The organism is Staphylococcus epidermidis (assembly GCF_006742205.1).
Taxonomy (GTDB): Bacteria; Bacillota; Bacilli; order Staphylococcales; family Staphylococcaceae; genus Staphylococcus; species Staphylococcus epidermidis.
This window is the reverse complement of record NZ_AP019721.1, coordinates 2063800-2086977: the sequence shown is the minus strand read 5'-3', so window position 1 is coordinate 2086977 and position 23178 is coordinate 2063800. Positions and strand designations below refer to the sequence as shown.

Sequence of the window (23178 nt, the reverse complement as noted above, 5' to 3'; positions counted from 1 at the left end):
AAGTAAAAACATATGTAGGGGGACGCTATGAAAATAGATGATTATCGTTTGCTCATTACTTTAGATGAGACAAAAACTTTACGCAAAGCAGCAGAAATTCTATATATTTCTCAACCTGCAGTTACTCAACGTTTAAAGGCAATTGAGGCTGCATTTGGAGTTGAGATTTTTATTCGTACAAAAAAACAGCTCATTACTACGACTGAAGGTTCAATGATTATTGAACATGCGCGTGATATGCTCAAACGTGAACGTTTATTTTTTGATAAAATACAAGCACATATTGGTGAAGTGAACGGTACAATTTCAATCGGTTGCTCTTCGCTTATTGGACAAACATTGCTTCCTGAAGTATTAAGTCTTTATAATTCGCAATTTCCCAATGTGGAGATACAGGTTCAAGTAGGATCTACTGAACAAATAAAAGCGCATCATCGAGACTACCATGTGATGATTACACGTGGAAATAAAGTAATGAATTTATCGAATACACATTTATTTAATGATGAACATTATTTTATATATCCTAAGGATCGTAAGGAAGATGTAACTAAACTGCCTTTTATTGAATTTCAAGCGGATCCAATTTATATTAACCAAATTAAACAATGGTATAACGATCATTTGGGACATGATTATCACGCGACAATCACAGTTGATCAAGTTGCCACATGTAAAGAAATGTTGCTTAGTGGTGTAGGGGTAACTATACTACCAAAAATTATGATGAAAAATATCGATAAGAACATGTTTGAATTTGAAAAAGTCACTATTGATAAAAAGCCACTTATTCGGTCAACATACATGAGTTATGACGCAAGTATGCTACAACTTCCTCAAGTAGACGCATTCGTAAATTTAATGTTGAACTTTATTAGATAATTGAGGCTTAATTCTGTTGTGTAACTGCAATCTAAAAATAGGATAGAGGTCGAGAAGATGTTTACAGCATTATTGCAAATAAAGAATTATAAATTGTTTGTGGTCAATATGTTGTTACTAGGTATGGGAATAGCAGTGACTGTACCTTATTTAATTTTATTTGCTACAAAAGATTTGGGGATGACGACAACACAATATGGACTGCTACTTGCACTTGCTGCGATAAGTCAGTTTATAGTCAATTCCATTATTGCAAGATTTTCTGATACACATCATCTTAATAGAAAGATTCTAATCATCACTGCTTTGTTTATGGGGGCAGTGAGCTTCTCAATTTATTTCTACGTTCATCAAATATGGTTATTCATCGTGTTATATGCGTTGTTTCAAGGATTATTTGCACCAGCAATGCCACAATTGTATGCCTCTGCCAGAGAATCAATCAATGCTTCAAGTTCACGTGATCGTGCTAAGTTTGCTAATACTGTTTTACGTTCAATGTTTTCACTTGGTTTTTTATTTGGGCCATTTATAGGTGCACAACTTATTGAGTTAAAAGGTTATTCTGGATTATTTGGTGGCACAATAGCTATTATTTTATTTACTTTAATTTTACAAGTGTTTTTTTATAAAAATTTACCGGTAAAAAATCAAATTTCTGAACAACAGCATATTGAGAAAATCGCACCAAATATGTTTAAAGATAAATCATTATTTATTCCATTTATAGCGTTTATATTACTTCATATTGGGCAATGGATGTATACGATGAATATGCCACTTTTTGTGACAGATTATTTAAATGAAAAGGAAAGATATGTAGGCTATTTAGCAAGTTTATGTGCAGGTTTAGAAGTGCCGTTTATGGTTATATTAGGTATATTATCAGCTAAATTGCCAACTCGAACTTTATTGATAATTGGTTCTGTATTTGGTGGCGCATTTTACTTTAGTATTGGTGTATTTAAAAATTTTCATATGATGCTTGTTGGACAAATATGTTTAGCCATCTTTCTAGCAATATTACTAGGTCTTGGGATTAGTTATTTTCAAGATATTCTTCCTGATTTTCCAGGTTATGCATCAACACTTTTTGCCAATGCCATGGTAATAGGACAACTTGGTGGTAATTTGCTAGGTGGTGTGATGAGTCATTGGGTTGGTTTGGAAAATGTATTCTTTGTCTCAGCAAGTTCTATCTTCGTAGGGATGATACTCATCTTGTTTACGAAAGATCAAAAAATTACAATAGAAGATGTGGAGTAGATAGAGATGACAGCGATATTATGGATTTTAATTATTATAGCCTTTGCGTTAGCATTTATTGGTTTAATTAAACCGGTGATACCATCACTTTTAATGTTATGGATTGGTTTTTTAATTTATCAATTTGGTTTTCATGAGGGAAGATTATCGTGGATTTTTTATGTTGCAATGATTATCTTTACCATTATGATATTAGTAGCCGATTTTGTGATGAATAAATATTTCGTCAATCGCTTTGGAGGAAGTAAAATAGGTGAATACACAGCGCTCATAGGTGTGATTGTAGGTTGTTTCGTTTTTCCTCCCTTTGGTATTATCATTATTCCTTTTGTTGCTGTGTTCATTGTTGAATTGGTTCAAGGGTTTAACTTTCAACAAGCTATAAAGGTGAGTTTTGGCTCAGTGATTGCATTTTTAGCGAGTACAATTGCTCAAGGTCTAATAATGATTGTAATGGTTATTTGGTTCTTTTTAGATGTCTTTCTAATAAATTAAATTGAGATAAAATAAAGACTTGCACTCAAAATAAACGTTTTGAGTGTAAGTCTTTTTATATGCGTGTATTTGCTTCTTTATTATAAAAGTGATGATTCACATAAAATGAAATAGGGATGATTATTATCGCAATAATGATGAAAGTCCAATTACTAACTTTAATATATGGTCCAAACGCTAAAAATGATTGCGGTATAAAAAAAACATAAAAAAGAGTGATTAATAATAATGCGATGACACCATAGGTGAGCCACCAGGTCCAATAAGAGTTGTTAAAGCACTGTAATTGTACCGTTTTAAAGTTCATCCAAATAAATAAAAATATAATTACTAAACCAATAATGACAGTTAGGGGAAACGTATATAAATATAGTAAATTACTATCGCCCCCTATAAAAAAGCCAATCAATCCTTTGAGAAAACAAAAAATACCTATTAAAAGAATGAAGTTATGACTTATATATTTAAAAATGTTTTTAAATGTTTCATTTGGGAGTTCCCTTATCTCTTTTTTAGCATGTGCTTTAGGATCATGGTTGAAAAACTCCATCGCAAGCATTCCAGTATCACCTGCACGAATTAAGTGTTTCAAAGTACGGTTTAACATTAATTCTGAATCGTGAGGGTTAACTCGTAAGTCAGCACGCACATATGTCATGTAATTTTCAAATATTTCACGATCGGTATTGTTCAGTCGCAAAGCTTTGACATTATTCTCCTTTGTTAATTGCGCAGTGGATTTCATAATAAAATACTCCCTTAAATTTTAAATTCATAAATAAATACTACTTTAAAAAGGATAACTAAGTTAAAGTATCATTTAAAAACATGATGATTAGTATGATAAACACAATCATATCATAATTATCACATGTATATCATTACTCTTATACAAGTTCAAAAGGGCTATTAGACAAAATTATAGGAATTGTAAATCTTTTTTCTATTTCACACAAACGTCGTTTAATTTTGATAAAATAGCGCGAATGATATCATAACTAAAAAGATAACTTTAATAAAAGTAAAACTTTTATAAATAAAGAGTAAATAATTTACCATTAAATATATATGTTACTTTGTGAAATTAAATGTAATGAAATGATATTTTATGTTAAAAAATGATTAAATCAAAAAACCATGTTAAAATAAAGAGTATCGATAAGTAACTACAAAGGAGTCTATCATGAGAAAATGGTTAACCTTACTATTAATTACAACATTGGTGTTAACTGCATGTGGTAAAAGTAACGAAAAAGCTTCTTTAGAAAAAAGCATTGATCAGTTGAAAAAAGAAAATAAGGATTTAAAAAAACAGAAGAAAAAGTTACAAGAGCAAAAGGATAAGCTTAAACACAAACAGGATAGTCTCCAAGAAGATGTAAATGACTTGCCTGCTAAAAGCACATCCCGAGATAAGAAAAATAAAGATAATCATGATGCAAAAGAAAAGTCTTCAGATAATCAATCGACATCTGCTAATCATGATGATCAAACTAACAAAATAAAAAGCAATCAAGATGAACATGACAGTCAATCCTCTAAACCACATACACAGCAGAAGCCCTCACAGAATGATAGAAAAAATAATCATCGACAAGAACGATAGGTAGTTATTCCTAACGTTTAAATACGAAACGGGAAGGGTATTATATGTTGCGAATAGGTATTAGTGAGTTTAACAAACATTTAGATTGGAAGATAGCGAATAGTTGATAGCTTTAAGAGGAGAGAAGAACGATGCATGAACAAGATTTTAATATTCTAGAAGGTAAAAAGATGACATTAGTAGAATTAGGTCGTGAGTTAGAGAATCTAACTGGTCGTACTATTAAAGATACAACAAGTGATATTAAACGAGTCATTGCACATTTGCCTAACTTTGAATCAGATACAGATACATTTGTAGCAACATACCACCTTAATCATCAAAATGATTTTATTGATGCAACATTTGTTGCACCTAAAAATCAAAGTGATCGTTTGAAAGAAATACCGGTACACATTAAGTTGATTAGTTATATTTCTAAAAACTAATAAATATAAAAAAGAATATATGTTTAAATAACGCGATATGAGTAGAGTTAAAAACTTCATAACGCGTTAATTTTATATTAAAATATAGGCAAAATAAGCATTTTCGATTAAATGGAGTGTTTAAGATGGTTATTTATATTGAAACTGAACGTTTAAACTTAAGAGATTGGGAAACCAAAGATTTATTACCTTTTCAAAAAATGAATGCTAATGCGCAAGTACGTAGATACTTCCCTAGTTTACTTAGTTATCGTCGTTCTGAGATAGACATGGAAAATATGGATAGCATAATACAAGAGAGTGGCCTAGGTTTATTTGCTGTAGAGTTGAAAGAGACGGGAGAATGGTTAGGGTTTATAGGTGTGAATTACGTTTCAAAAGATAGCCATTACCCTTTTAAAGAGTTACCGTTTTATGAAATAGGTTGGAGGCTAATTCCAGAAGTATGGGGAAATGGTCTAGCTACAGAAGGGGCAGAAGCCGTAATGAAATATGCTAGAGATAAAGGAATTAAAGAATTATATAGTTTTACTTCTGAAAATAATTTGCCTTCTAGAAAAGTCATGGAAAAATTAGGAATGACTTTTTTAGACAATTTTGAATATCCGAATCTTAGTAAATACCATCCCCTTAAACGTCATGTAAGATATTATAAAGAGCTACTTCCTTCTTGAAAGGAAAGTTAGTAGTTCTTGTACAAATGAAATTGTGATTCATAAAAGCACCTTCACGGATGGGGATTTGTAGTTTTTGTATAATTGGAAATGATAATCCATATAATAAAAAACTTGAAAATAATAAGTCAATAATATAAACTACAAAGTTATTAAATAATAAATGATTATGTTTATTTGATACTTAATTTTAAGATAGATTTTAATAAACATGAAAGAGTTTAATAGTTTTATTGAAAAATACCCACAAATGTTTCTTTAGATGAAATCATTTGTGGGTTCTCTACCTTTTACTTTATTAATCGTATGTACGTACACCAAGTGGTTTGTAATGTTTAAGTCCTTCGATGAGTGATTCTTTAGTATCATATAAAGGTGCAAGCTTTTGATATTTCTCATCAATAAATCCTTCTTTAATCATATGGTCGATTAAGTGTTGTAGTGGCTCAAAGAATCCATTTAAATTAAATACACCTATAGGCTTTTGGTGTATACCAATTTGAGCCCAACTATACATTTCAAAAAATTCTTCTAATGAACCAGCACCGCCTGGAGCCATAATAAAAGCATCGGCAAGTTCAGTCATTTTATTTTTTCGTTCATGCATAGAATCTACTAATATAAGCTCACTTACTTTTTGGCTTGTTATTTCTCGTTCATCTAACATTTTAGGCATGACACCGATAGCTTTACCGCCATGCTCAAGTATGCCATCTTGAATAGCTCCCATAATGCCGACTGATCCTGCTCCGAATACAAGCTCGTATCCTTGTTCAGCCATATATTTTCCTAATTCGTATGCCTCTTTAACATAAGATGGGTTTTTCCCTTTACTTGCACCACAATAAACAGCAATTCTTTTCATAATATGCCTCCTATATTTGATTAATGATTTTTCTAAAAGCATGCTCGAATTTAAGTCTATCCTCTGTTGTGAAGGGAGGAGGGCCTTTGTGACGACCACCTCGTCTTCTTATTTGAGCATTTAGATATCTTTGATCTAATAAGCTTTGGATGTTGTTTGAGTGATAAATATTTCCTTTATGATGCATGACAGTATGTACTTTGTCTATCAGTAGACTAGCAAGTCCATAATCTTGTGTGATGACGATATCATTATTGCTAGCAAGTTCGACTATTTTATAGTCTACCGCATCGGGACCGTCATCAACGTATACAATTTTTACATGTTCGGGTTGTATTTGTTGTGAAAAATGGCTAAAACTTCTTAAAATTGTAACAAAAATGCCTGTCCCTTTCGTCAATTCAATGACAGAATTAACAACAGGACAAGCATCTCCATCTATAATTACGTTAGTCTTCATGGTTAAGAATGATTTGATTCCTTATGTTGTTTTACGACACTGTCAGCCACGTAATTTTCATATTTTTTAAATTCTTTTTTTCTAGCTTTCTCTGCTTCTTCACGCTGTTTTTGTTCTTCTTTATGACGTTTTTCAATATTCTTTTGAAGCTTTTTATCTAATTTTTTAATATCTTTACGATTATCTTTTTCTAGTTTTTCGCCTTTTTTCTCAATTTCGTGATCTATTTTACCAGGAGTTAAGCCAACTTGCTCTTCGTATTTTTGAGTTTTTTTCATGTCTTTAATACGTTGTTTCTGATTAGCTTCACGTTGTTTTTGTTCTTCTTTATGACGTTTCTCAATATTCTTTTGAAGCTTTTTGTCCATTTTGTCTGCTTCTTTACGATTTTGTTTAGCTAATTTTTCGCCTTTTTTCTCAATGTAGGCTGGATCATTTTCCTTCGCAATTTTCTTCAATTCACGCTTATTATCAAATTCTTGCTTTTTATCTCCTACGTACTCTTTGACATCTGAAGCTTTATTTGAAATTGCAGAAGTTGTTTTTGAAGTAGCTTTAGATGTAGCATTAGTTACTTTCTGTACATCTGGATGTTCTTTAATACGCTTACGTTCAGTTACTAATGGTACGATAACGATTGGTAATACATTGATAAGTGTTTTAATGAGTTTCTTTTTGTCCATACACGTTGCCTCCATAACTTTTACTATTCTTTTTCATACCCTATGATACATGAAAATAAACGATTGATACTAGTTGAATGGTTGAAAATAAAATTTTCATATTAACATCATAAAGCGCTTTATTGTATAACAAAATTTTAAAATTTATGTTGAAAAAAATTTTAACTCGGGTTACTTTCTCAGTGGAGGCGATAATATGAAATATAAGATTGAAAAATTGGATGACAGTAGCGTCGTTTATATGAGAATGATAGGTACTTATCAAAGTGATAAAAACTTTGAAATGATGAAGACTTTTAAGCATTGGATTCAGACTAATCATTATTGGAAATATGTTGAGAAATACGGTGTGTTAGGTATAGCATTAGATAATCCTCTCCACGTTCAAAGTAATCAATGTAGATATGACGTTGTTTTGAGAATAGATGAAACAGTAAATGATCAGACAATATCTAAAAGAGATTTTACAGGTGGCATATATGCTGTGTTTAAAGTTAGTCATACAAAAATAAATATAGAGAAGTTCTTTAGCAATTTAGAAAATATTTTAAATGAAAGTCATTTGCGTATGAGAAATGAACCAATTATAGAGAGATACATTGAAGAAGAGGGAACAGATAAAGTGTGTGAAATGTTAGTGCCTATCTATGAAGTAAATTAAAAAACATAGACAATTTCGATAATTTTAGTATTCATACTAAAAACCTTTATAGCAACAAAACACATTTTATTTATAATAAAGAAAATATAAGTTTAATAAAAAAACTCCCACCTGTCTGGCGAGAGTTTAATGATTGGTAACTTTCATTACCTAGTAAAATCTGGAACATCTTACAATATTTCAATTTTATACGTAATGATGATAAACAAACTGAAGATAAGTTGATATACAATCATTTCTATAATATTGAAATAGACTAACGTATTTCATACGTGCGTTTTATTAAATTCCTTTGCCAATACCGAATCCGAAGTATAGGATTGCTATAAAAATAACTAAGACAATTCTATAAATAGCAAAAGGTACTAACTTAACTTTATTAATTAAGTGTAAGAATGTTTTAATTGCAATTAATCCAACAATAAATGCCGCTAAAAATCCTAAAATGTAGAATGGTATGTGTGCTAAATGAATATACTCATAATGTTTTAGTAAAGATAATCCACTTGCAGCTAACATAATTGGTACCGACATAATAAAAGTGAAATCAGATGCAGCTTTATGATTCAATTTCATAAGAACACCTGTTGAAATCGTTGAACCGGATCTACTAAATCCAGGCCACATAGCTATTGCTTGAGAGATACCAATGACAAATGCTTGGAAATAATTAATTTGATCTACTGTTTGAGGATGCTGAACAGTTTTAGAATACTTATCAGCTATAATCATATAAATGGCACCTATAAATAAACCAATTAAGACTGTTGGTACACTAAATAAGTATTTTTCAATTAAATCATCAAATAAAAATCCTAAAATCCCTGCTGGGACCATACCTACTAATACATGTATTAAATTCAGACGTCGTGGTTTTGAACGTCTGTCTCCCGAAGTGGAAGGTTCAGGTTTATGTTGGCCAATATGTAAAATTTCTAAGAAGCGTTCTCTAAATACCCAGGCGGCCGCAAATACTGAACCTAACTGTATAACAACTTTAAATGTGAATGCTGATTGAGAACCGAGAAAATTAGTTGACTTTAACCACATATCATCGACAAGTATCATGTGCCCAGTAGATGAAACAGGGGCGAATTCGGTAAGTCCTTCTACGATACCTAAGATGATGCCTTTTATTAATTCAAGTAAAAACATACTTTACCCACTTTCTTATCTCTATTAATTTATTACTAGTACTCAAAATACCATATTATCATAGCATAGAAAATCATATTGATGGTGTTTACAATCTAAATACTAGACCAAAGTCTTATAAATGTATTAAGTTGTGACTAGAATTATTCTGTGAGCGAATTGATTTTAATTTTTTGTAAACACTCTATAATATATGTAGGTGATATTATTGTGAAAAAACTAACAAAAATGGTTTTAAGTTATAAATTATACCCCACACTCATGTTAATCATGAGCGTTTTTTTATCTTTTACGGTCGTTGCGCAAAACATTTCAATTTCACACTTTTTAAATCACTTACTGTATTATCAACAACAATCTTTATTATTATTGTTATCAGTTATTTTTATCTCTCTTATTTTAAGAGCAACATTTAATATGCTGATTCAATTTTTAGGAGATCATTTGGCATTTAAAGTAAAACATATGCTTAGAGAACAAGTGATTTTGAAAAAAAGTGTCCGTTCAATTGGTGAAGAAATAAATATTTTAACTGAAAGTATTGATGGTATCGGTCCGTTCTTTCAGAGTTATTTACCTCAAGTCTTTAAATCAATGTTGATTCCCATCGTTATTATTATTACCATGTGTTTTGTTCATTTACCTACTGCTATTATTATGATAGTTACCGCACCTTTTATTCCATTGTTTTATGTTATTTTTGGACTTAAAACAAGAGATGAGTCAAAGGATCAAATGACATATTTAAACCAGTTTAGTCAACGTTTTTTAAATACAGCTAAAGGTCTTATTACATTTAAACTTTTAAATCAAACGAAACAATCTGAGCAACAACTTTATAAAGACAGTACACGTTTTAGAGATTTAACAATGCGTATTTTGAAAAGTGCCTTTTTATCAGGACTTATGCTTGAGTTCATAAGTATGTTAGGGATTGGATTGGTCGCATTGGAAGCGGCTTTAAGCTTAGTTGTATTTAACCATATCAACTTTGTGACTGCAGCGATAGCGATTATTTTAGCTCCTGAATTTTATAATGCGATTAAAGATTTAGGTCAAGCATTTCATACAGGTAAGCAAAGTGAAGGTGCTAGCGATGTGGTGTTTTCATTTTTAGAATCTGAAGATAAAGCTGATTCTCCTACATTAAAAGTGGATGAGCAACAGTTTGAACAAGTTTTAATTAAGCATGTTGATTTTCAATACGCTAATAGTAATCATATGGCTTTGAAAAACATTTCTTTTTCGGTAAATAAAGGAGAAAAGGTCGCTATTGTGGGACCGAGTGGTGCAGGGAAATCCACTTTAGCTAAGTTGCTTAGTCAATCAGTAACACCCACACATGGAACACTTTCATTTAACCAAGCATCATTAAATATCGGATTTCTAAGTCAGCGCCCACATATATTTGCAGATTCTATCAAAAATAATATTGCAATGTATGATGATGAGATATGTGATGAGCAAGTGATTCAAGTGCTTGATGAAGTGGGGTTAAAAGAGAAAGTACTTTCATTAAAATATGGTATCTATACTTCTATTGGTGAAGGTGGGGAAATGTTATCAGGTGGACAAATGAGACGTATTGAGTTAAGTCGTTTATTATTATTGAAACCAGATATTGTAATTTTTGATGAACCAGCGATAGGATTAGATATTGAAACTGAAAAGGTCATACAACAAGTATTAGAGCATCATTTTTCTACAACGACAGTGTTTATTATTGCACACCGTGATTCAACCATTCGAAGTTCAGCACGGCGTATATATATCGAAAGTGGTCATCTTATAAAAGATGATTCGATAATTTCTGTTACGCGTAGTGAGGTGAAGATAGATCAATGAAATCACATATTCATTTTAGTATAGATAGAGATTTAATATGCGCTATCATGGTAGGTGTTTTAAGCGGAATTGTAACATTAGCAATGTTCTTTTTAAGTGGTTATATGATTACTCAAAGTGCGCTAGGTGCGCCACTTTATGCATTAATGATTTTAGTTGTATCTGTTAAATTGTTTGGTTTTTTAAGAGCAATTACACGCTATATAGAAAGATTACTTTCACACAAGACGACATTTACAATGTTACGTAATGTACGAGTTCAATTTTTAAAAATGCTATATCCAGTCGTTCCAGATATCTATAGAAGATTTAATTCAAGTGATCTTATTACAAAAATGATAAGCCGTGTAGAAGCTTTACAAAACATATATCTGAGAGTATATTACCCACCGATTGTAATCGGATTAACTGCAATTGTTTCAGTAATAACTATGTTGTTTTTATCTCCACTACATGCATTAGTGATTACTTTAAGTATGTTATTAACTTTATGGATTGTTCCTTGGTTAAGTGCTATGAAAGCACGTAAATTAAAGCAACAAGTGACCCAAACGCAAAAAACATTTCTTAAAAGATATTATGATTATAAAGAAGGTCATGAAGAATTAAAACGTTTCAATCGCAGCGATGACTTCAAAAATACAGTTTCCCAGTCTTTACGACAATTTGATGATATGCAACTTAAGGAACGCCGATTTCTTTCTATTTATGACTACTTGTTAAACTTAATTGCGATGTTCTCAATATTTATGTGTTTAATGTTAGGTGCGCAACAGATTCATGATGGTCAGCTCAATGCTATTTATATTACAAGTATTATATTGATGATATTAACTTTATTTGAACAAGCAGTACCTATGAGCAATGTGGCATATTATAAAGCAGATACAGACCTGGCACTTGAAGAGATACACGAGGTTATTGTACCTAAGTATAAAATTCCTTCAGAACATACAAACTTAAAGCGTTCGCAAAATCTTTTATTAGAAATTAAAAATGTCACATTTAAATATGAACATCAACATCATTCTACTTTAAAACAGATTAATCTAACCATTGAATATGGTGATAAGGTGGCAATCATTGGTCCTTCAGGATCAGGTAAAAGTACTTTACTTCATGTATTACTTGGGCTATATCAAATAGAAGAAGGAGAAGTGAGATTAAATGGTAAGGATATGAACAGTATCAATGACAATGATAAATATCAAACATTTAATGCAATGCTTCAATCTCAATATATTTTTGATGGTTCAATTCGTGATAATTTATTTTCTGAGCAATCAGATGATAACCTCAAAAAGGTTCTCGAAGATGTTGGATTAGAATATTTAAATTTAGATAGTATAGTTACGTTAGACGGTCACAATTTATCAGGTGGGGAAGCTCAACGTCTAAGTTTAGCGAGATTGCTATTAAGACCTTCGGCCGGTTTTTGGATATTAGATGAACCTACTACAGCACTAGATATTAATAATACCGAAAAAATTATAAATTTGATTGAATCCTTATCCCAAACACTCATCATAGCTACACATGATTTAGAAATACTTCCAAGATTTAATAAAATTATAGTCATGAATGACGGAGAAATAATAGAAAATGGTTCATATCAAGAATTAATGCAGCATGACGGTTATTTAAAAAAAGTAATAGAAATGAATGGAAACGAAATGAAATTTTTAATTAAATAATATATAACAAAATCCTGAGACACTAAATTTTGTCTCAGGATTTTGTTATATATTGGTAGTCGATGACTAAGATGAAAAAGAACTTGTATTCAGTCTTCTCAGTCATAGTTCTCGTTACCACAAGGAAGGACATGAATTTAATTCAAATTCTGTCCCCACCTTTATTATATAATATGTTTGAGTGTACAGTGTATTTAAAACTTAACCTTTAACTTTAGTTTCATGACAGCAACACATTACTTTTCTTTTGTTTCGATAAATGCATCGATGACTTTACCTAATAAGCGATTAAGTTCTTTGACCTCTTCTTTAGATAAAGAAGAAGCGGTTGCAACTTTCTCAGATGCGTTGCTTAATTCGGGCCTAATCATTTCACTTTTGTCTGTTAAGTGAATAAATACTTCACGTTGATCTACTTCAGAACGTTCACGTTTGATTAAATCAACTTGTTCCATTCTCTTGAGTAATGGCGATACAGTTCCAGTATCAAGTGCTAATTCTGTAACGACCTTTTTGACGTTAACAGGTGATTCATCCCATAATATTGTTAAAACAAGAAATTGTGGGTATGTTAGATTGTACTTTTTAAAGACTTTGTTAGAATAGTAGCGATTAACTTGTCTTTGAGCATTGTACAAACTAAAGCATAGCTGCTCTTTTAAATTATGTTGTTCAGACATTAAAGTTCTCCTCCAGACATTCTATCCGTATTCTCTTTTTTTCGGATTGGAATCCATCTATGTTGCTTGTTTTATATACAACACTATGATTCAATGTCATGCTAAAATTAAAGTATGTTTAAAGTTTAGAAGATATCTTACATTAAATCAAGTAAAAAGATAATTAAATATTTATGTTATCATATATTAAAATATTTGTAATAGTAAAGGATATATTAAAATGAAAAATAATAAAAATGAAAAGTTGAAAATCACAATCGTTAGCGGTTTCTTAGGCAGTGGTAAAACTACGTTCCTGACACATTATATTAATGAATTATTAAAAATTGATGAGAAAATAACAGTAATTATGAACGAATTTGGATCATTTGATGTAGATGGTAACCATTTGAGTGAATTAGTCAAAGTGTATCCATTGTTGAACGGTTGTGTTTGTTGTGATATGAAATCAGATTTAGTTCAACAAATTGAGATGCTCAGTCACAACCATGAAACGGACCATATTATAATAGAAGCAACTGGTATCGCGCATCCTATTGAATTGATTATGGCGTGTCAAGATCCTCGCATAGTTCAGTTTGTTGAACGTCCCCACGTTGTTAGTATTGTTGATGCACTTCGCTTTTTACAAAGACAACAGTATACTGACTCCACAAAGCGTCTCATGGAAGAACAACTCGAGGTAAGCGATGTGCTCGTCGTTAATAAATTAGATTTAATATCTGTTGAAGACAGAGATGCTTTAAAGAACCAACTTAACGAAGTAAACAAATATAGTTCAAAAATATATACTACTTATGGACAAGTTAATATCGAGGAGTTGTCACAATTTCGTGATCAATTAGTAATGACACACACACATTCTCATCACCATGGTATAAATAGTATGCAATACACATTTACAACAGCTATTGACCGACAATTATTTTACCAATTTATTTTGCGTATGCCTGATAATGTTTTAAGATTAAAGGGATATGTACAATTTAAAGATGAACCCAATGTGACATATGAGTTTCAATATTCATTTGGTATGCCGGATTATGAAGTTATTAATGGGGATTATCCGTTAACAATAGTATTGATTGGTGAACAACTTGATGTTAACAGACTAAAAAATAAACTCGATGTTTTGCAATTCTCATAAATCAAGGAGAGTATGATAAAAATGAATGAAGATAACCGTAACAAACAAATTAAATTTGAAAGAAACCTAATCACTTTTCCATATTTAGGTTTTGCCTTTATTGTTTTATTATTTAATATTTTTTATACTGATGTAAAAATTACAATGGTCTTATTTGGTCTATTCTTTGCTTACAATTTAGGAATGCTTTTTATAGCCTTCATAAGACATTTTAAACGTACACTTATATTAACCTTAATACTAACAATATTAAGTGGTATAGCATTTTTTGTACTACTTTATGTTTTTGGATTAAATCACGATATTTTTGGATAGTCAGTTATTATATAAATATTTATTTCACTTAAGTATTCAAAAGCTTTGTCATTTCAATGTTATAATTAACATGAAGTGGCAAAGCTTTTTGATTTTTAAAGAAAAAATTAAACAAGGGGGCATTGCTTATGGTCAATAGAAGAAAGATATCAATTATTGGCGCGGGACATACAGGTGGGACTCTAGCATTCATTCTTGCACAAAAGGAATTAGGAGATATTGTGTTGATTGAACGCCAGCAATCAGAGGGTATGGCTAAAGGAAAGGCGTTAGATATTTTAGAAAGCGGACCCATTTGGGGGTTTGACACATCTGTACATGGTTCAGTAAATATAGAAGATATTAAAGATTCAGACATAGTGGTGATGACTGCAGGTATACCTAGGAAATCAGGAATGACAAGAGAAGAATTAGTTCAAACTAATGAACAAATAGTACGAGAAACTGCATTACAAATTGCAACGTATGCACCTCATTCAATAATTATTGTATTGACTAATCCGGTTGATGTTATGACATATACTGCATTTAAAGCATCAGGTTTTCCTAAAGAACGTATTATTGGTCAATCTGGAATTTTAGACGCTGCAAGATATCGAACTTTTATTGCTCAAGAACTTAACGTGTCTGTCAAAGATGTAAATGGGTTTGTTTTAGGTGGACATGGTGATACGATGTTACCTTTGATTAATAACACACACATTAATGGGATTCCAGTTAAGCATCTTATTTCTGAAGAAAAGATTGATCAAATTGTTGAACGTACACGTAAGGGTGGTGCAGAAATTGTTGCATTACTAGGTCAAGGCTCAGCATATTATGCACCAGCAACTGCTATATATGAAACTATAGATGCAATTTTTAATGATCGGAAACGGTTATTACCAAGTATTGCTTATCTAGAGGGAGAATACGGTTGTTCAGATATTTGTTTCGGAGTTCCTACTATAATAGGATATCAAGGAATAGAAAAGATTATAGAGGTAGATATGAATAATGATGAGTATCAACAACTACAACACTCTGCGCAAGCTGTGAGTGAAGTCAAAAACTCACTAAAATTCAAATAAATAATTATGAAGTTCTACATCTTAAATTGTTAGATTTTTGTGAAAATTGTGTAAAGGGTATTTTTTCGTTGATTTATAAAAGCGCTTTCTTGATATAATGAACATATATTCATAGAATAAGGAGACGATTAAAATGGCTAAAGGGGACCAATATCAAGCTCATACTGAAAAATATCATGATAAAAAGTCTAAAAAAAGTTATAAACCTGTGTGGATTATCATTAGTTTTATTATTTTAATTACAATCTTGTTATTACCCACACCAGCAGGATTACCTGTAATGGCTAAAGCAGCACTAGCTATTTTAGCTTTCGCTGTAGTTATGTGGGTTACAGAAGCAGTTACTTATCCAGTTTCTGCAACATTAATTTTAGGATTAATGATACTTTTACTAGGTTTAAGTCCAGTTCAAGATTTATCCGAAAAACTTGGAAACCCTAAAAGTGGCGACATAATACTAAAAGGTAGCGATATTTTAGGAACGAATAACGCGCTTAGTCACGCTTTTAGTGGTTTTTCAACCTCAGCCGTAGCACTTGTAGCTGCAGCATTATTTTTAGCAGTAGCTATGCAGGAAACCAATTTACATAAACGACTTGCATTATTTGTGCTATCAATTGTTGGAAATAAAACTAGAAATATAGTCATTGGTGCTATTTTAGTATCTATTGTTCTAGCATTCTTTGTACCATCAGCTACAGCACGTGCTGGTGCAGTTGTCCCAATATTACTGGGAATGATTGCTGCATTTAATGTGAGTAAGGATAGTAGACTTGCTTCATTATTAATTATTACTGCTGTACAAGCAGTTTCGATATGGAATATAGGTATTAAAACGGCTGCAGCACAAAATATTGTAGCCATCAATTTTATTAACCAAAATTTAGGACATGATGTATCATGGGGAGAGTGGTTTTTATATGCTGCGCCGTGGTCAATCATTATGTCTATAGCTCTTTATTTTATAATGATTAAGTTTATGCCACCTGAACATGATGCAATTGAAGGTGGAAAAGAGTTAATTAAAAAGGAACTTAATAAATTAGGACCAGTCAGTCATAGAGAATGGCGACTAATTGTGATTTCAGTGCTTTTATTATTCTTCTGGTCGACTGAGAAAGTATTGCATCCGATTGATTCAGCTTCGATTACACTAGTTGCTCTAGGTATTATGCTAATGCCAAAGATTGGTGTTATTACTTGGAAAGGTGTTGAAAAGAAGATTCCTTGGGGGACGATTATAGTATTTGGTGTAGGAATCTCACTTGGTAATGTATTACTTAAAACAGGAGCCGCTCAATGGTTAAGTGATCAAACATTTGGTTTGATGGGTCTTAAACATTTACCGATCATAGCAACTATTGCGTTAATTACCTTATTTAATATATTAATACATTTAGGTTTTGCAAGTGCAACGAGCTTAGCCTCTGCGTTAATACCTGTGTTTATTTCTTTGACTTCAACGCTAAATTTAGGTGATCATGCTATTGGTTTTGTATTAATACAACAATTTGTGATTAGTTTTGGTTTCCTACTACCTGTCAGTGCACCACAAAATATGCTTGCATATGGTACTGGGACTTTTACCGTAAAGGATTTTTTAAAGACAGGTATACCTTTAACGATAGTAGGTTATATTTTAGTTATCGTATTTAGTTTAACGTATTGGAAATGGCTTGGTTTAGTGTAAGTAAAAGATTTAGGTATTAAAATGATAATTATAAATGTCTCGTAAAGTTTAATATTTTAACTTTACGAGACATTTTTTATAAACTCGTGGCAAGTTAATCTTAATAGTTGAAATGTATCGTATAAAAAATATATGAATGTAAATAGAATTTAGTATTAGAGAATAACAAAAAATTGATGTTAGGTGGTAAAATCTAATGGCTATAGGTGTCATATTAAATAGAGTTTTTAGGCTAAATAATAATCCATTATTTGATTATATATATAGTAATAAAGAATCTATAAATCATTGTTATTTTATTATTCCAACTGAAGAGTTTGAAGAAGAAGCAAAAAAGAAAGCACAATACTATTATGGGTCCATACAGAAGTTTATGTATGAACTACAACGATATGATATAGAACCCTTTTTGATGTCTTATGATAAATTAATAGACTTTTGTAAAAAACAAGCTATAGACAAAGTTGTTGTTGCAGGTGATATTATGAGTTATCATCACGAAGAATATGACATTTTACATCAAAGGAAACGATTTAAACAAGCTAATATTCAAGTAATATCATTAAGAGCAAATCATTATTTTAACCCCCGCAAAACACATAATAAACAAGGGGAACCATATAAAGTATTTACCAGTTTTTATAGAAAATGGCGTCCTTACTTAATGATTAGAGATGAATATGACTATCATTTAGAAGATATTTCAAAGGTTGTAGTGAAATCTCAACATAAAATTAAAGAAGATTATCATTCATATGGTATAAGTGAACGTGATGTTCAAAATCGTTGGTCTGAATTTTTATCTCAAGATATCGAAAATTATAAAGAAAACAGGGAATACTTGCCTGAAGTATTAACAAGCCAACTAAGTATTTACTTAGCTTATGGAATGATAGATATTATACAAGTTTTCAACGATTTACTTCAAAATTATGATAAAAATGAACAAAATTACGAAACTTTTATACGTGAATTGATTTTTAGAGAGTTTTATTATGTATTAATGACCAATTATCCCGAAACAGCTCATGTTGCTTTTAAAGAAAAATACCAACAATTGAAATGGTCTTATAATGAAGAGAATTTTAAACTGTGGAAAGATGGGAATACTGGTTTTCCAATTATTGATGCAGCAATGGAGGAACTTAAAACAACTGGATTTATGCATAATCGCATGAGAATGGTAGTTTCTCAATTTTTAACTAAAGATTTGTTTATTGACTGGATTTGGGGTGAGTCATTTTTCAAACAAAAATTAATAGATTATGATGCAGCTTCAAATGTTCACGGATGGCAGTGGTCAGCTTCTACTGGAACAGATGCTGTACCATACTTTAGAATGTTTAATCCTATAAGACAAAGCGAGCGTTTTGATAATAATGCACGATATATAAAAACTTACATTCCAAGATTAAATCAGGTAGATGCTAAGTATTTACACGATACTCATAAATTCGAGCAACAAATAAAGGGGCAAGGTGTTGAAATAGGTAAAGACTATCCTAAACAAATGATTGATCACAAAGAAAGTAGACAACGTGTAATGTCAGAATTCAAAGCATTAGATTAAATAAAAAAGATCTGAACAACAGTATATAGGTGTTCAGATCTTTATCTAGTTACATAAAAAAGCAAACATAGATTAAAATATATTCTAACAAAGTTAAAATATACATATATTTAAGATTTAATTTAGTTTTCAAAGGTACTTCCCAATTTGTATAACGGGGCTCATAATAAAATAATTGCATCAAATATAATCCTATCCCTAACGGTAAACACATTAATAAAATAGCTTTAGTATAACTCCATCCTATTTGATGCCATAAATGACCTATCATAAGTTGAATAATGATGAGACATACCATTAAAATTACTTCAATTATCATTGGTATAATCTCACCCCTTTAATAAACAATATGACTGTTGCTTGTATGAGCACCATTAAAACGACAAATAGTAACGCTTTAACATCTATGATTAAAAAAACCTCTTTCACAATTTTTAAAGGTGCATTTAATAAATAGACAGTATGTAATCTTAAGAATCGACCGATGTAAATACCTAATCCATTTAAGAACATTAATATAACTATCAATAGTCGATTTAACCATACATAAGACGTAAAATGTGCAATTTCTAAAAATATAAGAATTGTGAGGTATATTGCTAAGAGTACGCCAAGTATTAAATAGGTGAAATAAATCCATTCTGTGATGTTTAATCCAGCTAAAAAGTTAAATTGAAATTGGTTTAAGTGTATGAGATCGGTAATCATATAAAATGTGTTTGGAACTAATAATAGAAATATGAGTCCGAAAACAATAAATAAGGGCCATTCAAAAGCTTTGACTGGTTTGAACAATTTTAAAAGTAGACAAAGTTCAAATGGCACGTATGCTAAAAATAAATTTAACGTCATAAAGTTAAAAATATGTGATTCAGTCATAGATATAACAAATAAGATAATAAAGTATATTCTTGCAAAGTAACGAGATTGCATAACCACGCACTACTTTCTATAGAGTTTGATAATCGAGAGTTAATGATAACTTTTACAGTGAGGCATTTCAAACAATTTGAGGTGTTTTCTGTTTATACAGATGTGAAAGCGAAGAAAAATTATACCGTATGTTCATTAGACTTTAGTCAATTGGATAAAGGTTTTGTCGAAAGTTTATGAAGATACAGGTTCGTTTAATTATATGTTAAATTTTTAACTAAAAAATTAGAGTTTAGTGAAATTTAAAAATTAAAGTTTTTCAAAATGATTGTCATGTCACGTTAAATTGTTATACAATGTAGAAACTTTTAGTAAAGTAAAGTTCTTATGTGGGACATTAAAAATAAATTTGCGATAAATTTCAAAATTATTGGTATGCTTACTATATTAGAAAAAAAGGGGGGTTCCTATGAAAAAACAATTATTCATTCTTTATTTTAATATATTTCTTATATTTTTAGGGATTGGATTAGTTATTCCTGTACTTCCTGTATATTTGAAGGATTTAGGATTAAAAGGTAGTGACTTAGGAATGCTAGTTGCTGCTTTTGCATTATCACAAATGATTATTTCACCATTTGGTGGGACACTAGCTGATAAATTGGGTAAAAAATTAATTATATGTATCGGTTTAGTATTCTTTGCTGTCTCTGAATTTATGTTCGCAGCCGGTCAAAGTTTTACCATTTTAATCATTTCACGTGTTTTAGGTGGCTTTAGTGCAGGCATGGTCATGCCTGGTGTAACAGGTATGATTGCAGATATTTCTCCAGGAGCTGATAAAGCTAAAAACTTTGGTTACATGTCGGCAATTATTAATTCAGGTTTTATATTAGGACCTGGATTTGGAGGCTTTTTAGCTGAAATTTCACATAGATTACCTTTCTATGTTGCTGGAACATTAGGTGTTGTTGCATTCATTATGTCAGTTTTATTAATTCATAATCCTCAAAAAGCAACTACAGATGGATTCCACCAATATCAACCTGAATTATTCACTAAAATTAATTGGAAAGTATTTATTACTCCAGTCATATTAACACTTGTATTAGCATTTGGTTTATCTGCTTTTGAAACATTATTTTCTTTATATACAGCTGACAAAGTAAATTATACTCCTAAAGATATTTCGATAGCTATTATCGGTGGAGGCGTGTTTGGCGCATTATTCCAAGTATTCTTCTTTGATAAATTTATGAAATATATGAGTGAACTTAATTTTATTGCATGGTCATTACTATATTCAGCCATTGTTCTCGTTATGTTAGTGCTTGCAAACGGTTATTGGACGATTATGATTATTAGCTTTGTTGTTTTTATAGGTTTTGATATGATTAGACCAGCTTTAACCAATTACTTCTCGAATATAGCAGGCAAACGGCAAGGTTTTGCAGGTGGATTGAATTCAACTTTTACCAGTATGGGTAACTTTATAGGTCCTCTTGTAGCTGGTGCATTATTCGATGTTAATTTAGAGTTTCCTTTATATATGGCTATTGCGGTTTCATTAAGTGGAATTATCATTATTTTTATTGAAAAAGGACTTAAGTCACGCCGTAAAGAAGCAAATTAATACGGGGCCCCAACAAAGAGAATTTCGCCGAGAAATTCTACGGACAGAGCAAGTTTTGGGGACGAGGTGGGACACAGTGTTCAAGACGAATTCTGTGTCCCACTTCTTTTGTTTTATAACTTGTAATGTAAAGTTGATGTTATCTCAAATATAAGTTTTAAAAGATTATGAGTTATTAGTGGTTTATGTAACAAAAATAACAACTATATTAATGTTAGTGTTACAAATATTACAATCTATTTAAATTGTAATCTACATATCTTTTATTAAAAGTTGTTGTGTTAAGATAGAATAAATCTTAAGAGAAATGTGGGTAAGGAGATGAAATTGAAAAACTTATTTTTAAGTTCTGTTGCAGTTATTTTATCAATTTGTTTAGTACTTTTATTATTTTTAGCTACAAACCAAAATGCATTAGCGAAAGTCCATAAAACAATTTGTACTTTTACTAAAGTGAAAACAGTATCTCATAACGATATATTCCCTAACTTAAATATGAATCATGTTGCTGAAGCTTCAGAAAAAAACTCTGATCACCAAAAGAATGTTAATAAAACAAATCAACAAAGTGTAAGAACGCAAGCATCTTATGATTTCAACCCACAGGAATGTAAAGTAATTGCTTTGAATTACGCTGAGAATCATTTAAGCAAAAAATATAATATAGAGCGTACTTTCAACGAGTCGCTTCATTCAGTATATGTATTTTCTAGTGAAAATAAACTTCATCAAACTAAGGTTAAAGTCAATAAAAGTGGGACTGTACATGCATCAAACATCAATAATCATTAATTAACACGCTTTCTTCTATATAAGAAAGGGTGTTTTTTAATAGTGTTAGTGTAAATGAAATAAAGTTTTCATGTTAAAATGAGATGTGAATGATTGTTATAAAGGGTGAGAATATGTCTAAAACTAAAAAAACAAATGCAATGCGGATTTTAGATAGAGCTAAAATTAATTATCAAATGAATACTTACGAAGTTACTGACAAGCATCAACATGGAGAAGAGATTGCACAACTCGTAGGTGCTAAAATAGAAGAAGTCTTTAAAACACTTGTACTAGAGAATTCCAATCATGAACACTATGTTTTTGTCATTCCAGTTAATGAAACCTTAGATATGAAGAAGGCGGCTCATGTTGTTAATGAAAAGAAATTGAATTTAATGCCTCTCGATCAATTAAAACAAGTAACAGGGTATGTTAGAGGAGGATGTTCACCTATCGGTATGAAACATTCCTTTAAAACGACGATTGATGCTTCCGCTAAAAATTTAGAAAAAGTTTATATTAGCGGAGGTCAAAGAGGAATGCAAATTATCATTCATGTGAATGATTTAATTGACATGACAAAGGCTCAGGTAGAATCTATTACACAGAATTAAACGTATATAGACATTTAATGTTTCAACATTATTTAATACTTAGAAAATGATTTCTGAAAATTAAAATGTACGTCTTAAAGTGTGATGATACAATCCAT

The 23178-nt window shown here is 30.9% G+C and carries 25 protein-coding genes; 17 read left to right on the top strand and 8 right to left on the bottom strand.

Annotated features, from left to right (window positions below; all coding sequences use genetic code 11):
- The first annotated feature begins 27 nt into the window (after positions 1-27).
- Genes FNL83_RS10225 through FNL83_RS10215 form a run of 3 tightly spaced genes read left to right on the top strand, consistent with a single transcriptional unit; the run spans position 28 to position 2643 of the window.
- The gene (locus FNL83_RS10225; protein ID WP_001832044.1) at positions 28-882 is read left to right on the top strand and encodes a LysR family transcriptional regulator; all 855 of its coding nucleotides are present in this window, start codon (positions 28-30) and stop codon (positions 880-882) included.
- A 57-nt stretch (positions 883-939) separates the two neighbouring features.
- Complete coding sequence (locus FNL83_RS10220; RefSeq protein ID WP_001832093.1) at positions 940-2148, top strand: sugar efflux transporter; 1209 nt, start codon at positions 940-942, stop codon at positions 2146-2148.
- Between the two features lie 6 nt (positions 2149-2154).
- A complete protein-coding gene (locus FNL83_RS10215; protein WP_001832028.1) occupies positions 2155-2643 on the top strand; it encodes a DUF456 domain-containing protein in 489 nt (162 codons plus the stop codon).
- 55 nt (positions 2644-2698) lie between these two features.
- Here FNL83_RS10215 and FNL83_RS10210 read toward each other — a convergent pair whose 3' ends face one another.
- Positions 2699-3388 carry a DUF1129 family protein gene (locus FNL83_RS10210; protein ID WP_001832056.1) on the bottom strand — a complete coding sequence of 230 codons (690 nt, stop codon included), beginning with the start codon at positions 3386-3388 and terminating at the stop codon, positions 2699-2701.
- A 438-nt stretch (positions 3389-3826) separates the two neighbouring features.
- Between FNL83_RS10210 and FNL83_RS10205 the strand changes: the two genes are divergently transcribed.
- The 3 genes from FNL83_RS10205 to FNL83_RS10195 all read left to right on the top strand — a co-directional run bounded on the left by FNL83_RS10205 (position 3827) and on the right by FNL83_RS10195 (position 5351).
- Positions 3827-4249, top strand: coding sequence for an SA0632 family lipoprotein (locus FNL83_RS10205; RefSeq protein ID WP_001832142.1), 423 nt, complete (start codon positions 3827-3829; stop codon positions 4247-4249).
- Between the two features lie 131 nt (positions 4250-4380).
- Complete coding sequence (locus tag FNL83_RS10200) at positions 4381-4677, top strand: hypothetical protein (RefSeq protein WP_001832178.1); 297 nt, start codon at positions 4381-4383, stop codon at positions 4675-4677.
- A gap of 125 nt (positions 4678-4802) precedes the next feature.
- The gene (locus tag FNL83_RS10195; protein WP_001832026.1) at positions 4803-5351 is read left to right on the top strand and encodes a GNAT family N-acetyltransferase; all 549 of its coding nucleotides are present in this window, start codon (positions 4803-4805) and stop codon (positions 5349-5351) included.
- A gap of 298 nt (positions 5352-5649) precedes the next feature.
- Here FNL83_RS10195 and FNL83_RS10190 read toward each other — a convergent pair whose 3' ends face one another.
- The 3 genes from FNL83_RS10190 to FNL83_RS10180 are packed head-to-tail and all read right to left on the bottom strand — an operon-like array spanning position 5650 to position 7359.
- Positions 5650-6216 (bottom strand): LOG family protein, encoded by a 567-nt coding sequence (locus FNL83_RS10190; RefSeq protein WP_001832158.1) that lies wholly within the window; start codon positions 6214-6216, stop codon positions 5650-5652.
- Positions 6217-6226: 10 nt separating this feature from the next.
- Complete coding sequence (locus FNL83_RS10185; RefSeq protein ID WP_001832102.1) at positions 6227-6676, bottom strand: YaiI/YqxD family protein; 450 nt, start codon at positions 6674-6676, stop codon at positions 6227-6229.
- 2 nt (positions 6677-6678) lie between these two features.
- A complete protein-coding gene (locus FNL83_RS10180; protein ID WP_001832119.1) occupies positions 6679-7359 on the bottom strand; it encodes a hypothetical protein in 681 nt (226 codons plus the stop codon).
- A gap of 196 nt (positions 7360-7555) precedes the next feature.
- Between FNL83_RS10180 and FNL83_RS10175 the strand changes: the two genes are divergently transcribed.
- A complete protein-coding gene (locus tag FNL83_RS10175; protein ID WP_001832179.1) occupies positions 7556-8020 on the top strand; it encodes a GyrI-like domain-containing protein in 465 nt (154 codons plus the stop codon).
- A gap of 282 nt (positions 8021-8302) precedes the next feature.
- Here FNL83_RS10175 and FNL83_RS10170 read toward each other — a convergent pair whose 3' ends face one another.
- On the bottom strand, positions 8303-9175 hold the full coding sequence (locus FNL83_RS10170) for an undecaprenyl-diphosphate phosphatase (RefSeq protein ID WP_001832082.1): 873 nt from the start codon (positions 9173-9175) through the stop codon (positions 8303-8305).
- A 210-nt stretch (positions 9176-9385) separates the two neighbouring features.
- Between FNL83_RS10170 and FNL83_RS10165 the strand changes: the two genes are divergently transcribed.
- Together FNL83_RS10165 and cydC are read left to right on the top strand one after the other, a co-directional pair.
- The gene (locus FNL83_RS10165; protein ID WP_002455988.1) at positions 9386-11020 is read left to right on the top strand and encodes an ABC transporter ATP-binding protein/permease; all 1635 of its coding nucleotides are present in this window, start codon (positions 9386-9388) and stop codon (positions 11018-11020) included.
- Entirely contained in the window at positions 11017-12714 is a 1698-nt protein-coding gene (cydC, locus tag FNL83_RS10160; RefSeq protein WP_002489726.1) for a thiol reductant ABC exporter subunit CydC, read from the top strand. The genes FNL83_RS10165 and cydC overlap by 4 nt, the downstream gene beginning before the upstream one ends.
- Before the next feature lie 236 nt (positions 12715-12950).
- On the opposite strand, the gene mgrA is transcribed toward cydC, so the two are convergent.
- On the bottom strand, positions 12951-13394 hold the full coding sequence (gene mgrA, locus FNL83_RS10155) for a global transcriptional regulator MgrA (protein ID WP_001830335.1): 444 nt from the start codon (positions 13392-13394) through the stop codon (positions 12951-12953).
- Between the two features lie 220 nt (positions 13395-13614).
- Between mgrA and FNL83_RS10145 the strand changes: the two genes are divergently transcribed.
- The 5 genes from FNL83_RS10145 to FNL83_RS10125 all read left to right on the top strand — a co-directional run bounded on the left by FNL83_RS10145 (position 13615) and on the right by FNL83_RS10125 (position 19186).
- Positions 13615-14541: a CobW family GTP-binding protein gene (locus tag FNL83_RS10145; protein ID WP_001830339.1), complete on the top strand. Its 927-nt coding sequence runs from the start codon at positions 13615-13617 to the stop codon at positions 14539-14541.
- A 21-nt stretch (positions 14542-14562) separates the two neighbouring features.
- A complete protein-coding gene (locus FNL83_RS10140; RefSeq protein WP_001830319.1) occupies positions 14563-14856 on the top strand; it encodes a hypothetical protein in 294 nt (97 codons plus the stop codon).
- Between the two features lie 128 nt (positions 14857-14984).
- On the top strand, positions 14985-15926 hold the full coding sequence (gene mdh / locus FNL83_RS10135; RefSeq protein ID WP_002438862.1) for a malate dehydrogenase: 942 nt from the start codon (positions 14985-14987) through the stop codon (positions 15924-15926).
- 133 nt (positions 15927-16059) lie between these two features.
- Positions 16060-17616 carry an SLC13 family permease gene (locus tag FNL83_RS10130; RefSeq protein ID WP_002489727.1) on the top strand — a complete coding sequence of 519 codons (1557 nt, stop codon included), beginning with the start codon at positions 16060-16062 and terminating at the stop codon, positions 17614-17616.
- A gap of 196 nt (positions 17617-17812) precedes the next feature.
- A complete protein-coding gene (locus tag FNL83_RS10125) occupies positions 17813-19186 on the top strand; it encodes a cryptochrome/photolyase family protein (RefSeq protein WP_001830324.1) in 1374 nt (457 codons plus the stop codon).
- Positions 19187-19235: 49 nt separating this feature from the next.
- Here the strand turns inward: FNL83_RS10125 and FNL83_RS10120 are convergent, their stop codons facing one another.
- Both FNL83_RS10120 and FNL83_RS10115 read right to left on the bottom strand, forming a co-directional pair.
- A complete protein-coding gene (locus FNL83_RS10120; RefSeq protein WP_002438864.1) occupies positions 19236-19505 on the bottom strand; it encodes a hypothetical protein in 270 nt (89 codons plus the stop codon).
- Positions 19502-20119: a DUF1361 domain-containing protein gene (locus FNL83_RS10115; protein WP_002438866.1), complete on the bottom strand. Its 618-nt coding sequence runs from the start codon at positions 20117-20119 to the stop codon at positions 19502-19504. Before FNL83_RS10115 ends, FNL83_RS10120 begins: the two co-directional genes overlap by 4 nt.
- 409 nt (positions 20120-20528) lie before the next feature.
- Between FNL83_RS10115 and norA the strand changes: the two genes are divergently transcribed.
- The 3 genes from norA (at position 20529) to ybaK (ending at position 23080) form a co-directional block, all read left to right on the top strand.
- Positions 20529-21692, top strand: a complete 1164-nt coding sequence (gene norA / locus FNL83_RS10110) for a multidrug efflux MFS transporter NorA (protein WP_001830321.1) — start codon at positions 20529-20531, stop codon at positions 21690-21692.
- A 321-nt stretch (positions 21693-22013) separates the two neighbouring features.
- Positions 22014-22484, top strand: coding sequence for a hypothetical protein (locus FNL83_RS10105; protein WP_001830333.1), 471 nt, complete (start codon positions 22014-22016; stop codon positions 22482-22484).
- A 113-nt stretch (positions 22485-22597) separates the two neighbouring features.
- Positions 22598-23080 (top strand): Cys-tRNA(Pro) deacylase, encoded by a 483-nt coding sequence (ybaK, locus tag FNL83_RS10100; RefSeq protein ID WP_001830357.1) that lies wholly within the window; start codon positions 22598-22600, stop codon positions 23078-23080.
- Positions 23081-23178: the final 98 nt, after the last annotated feature.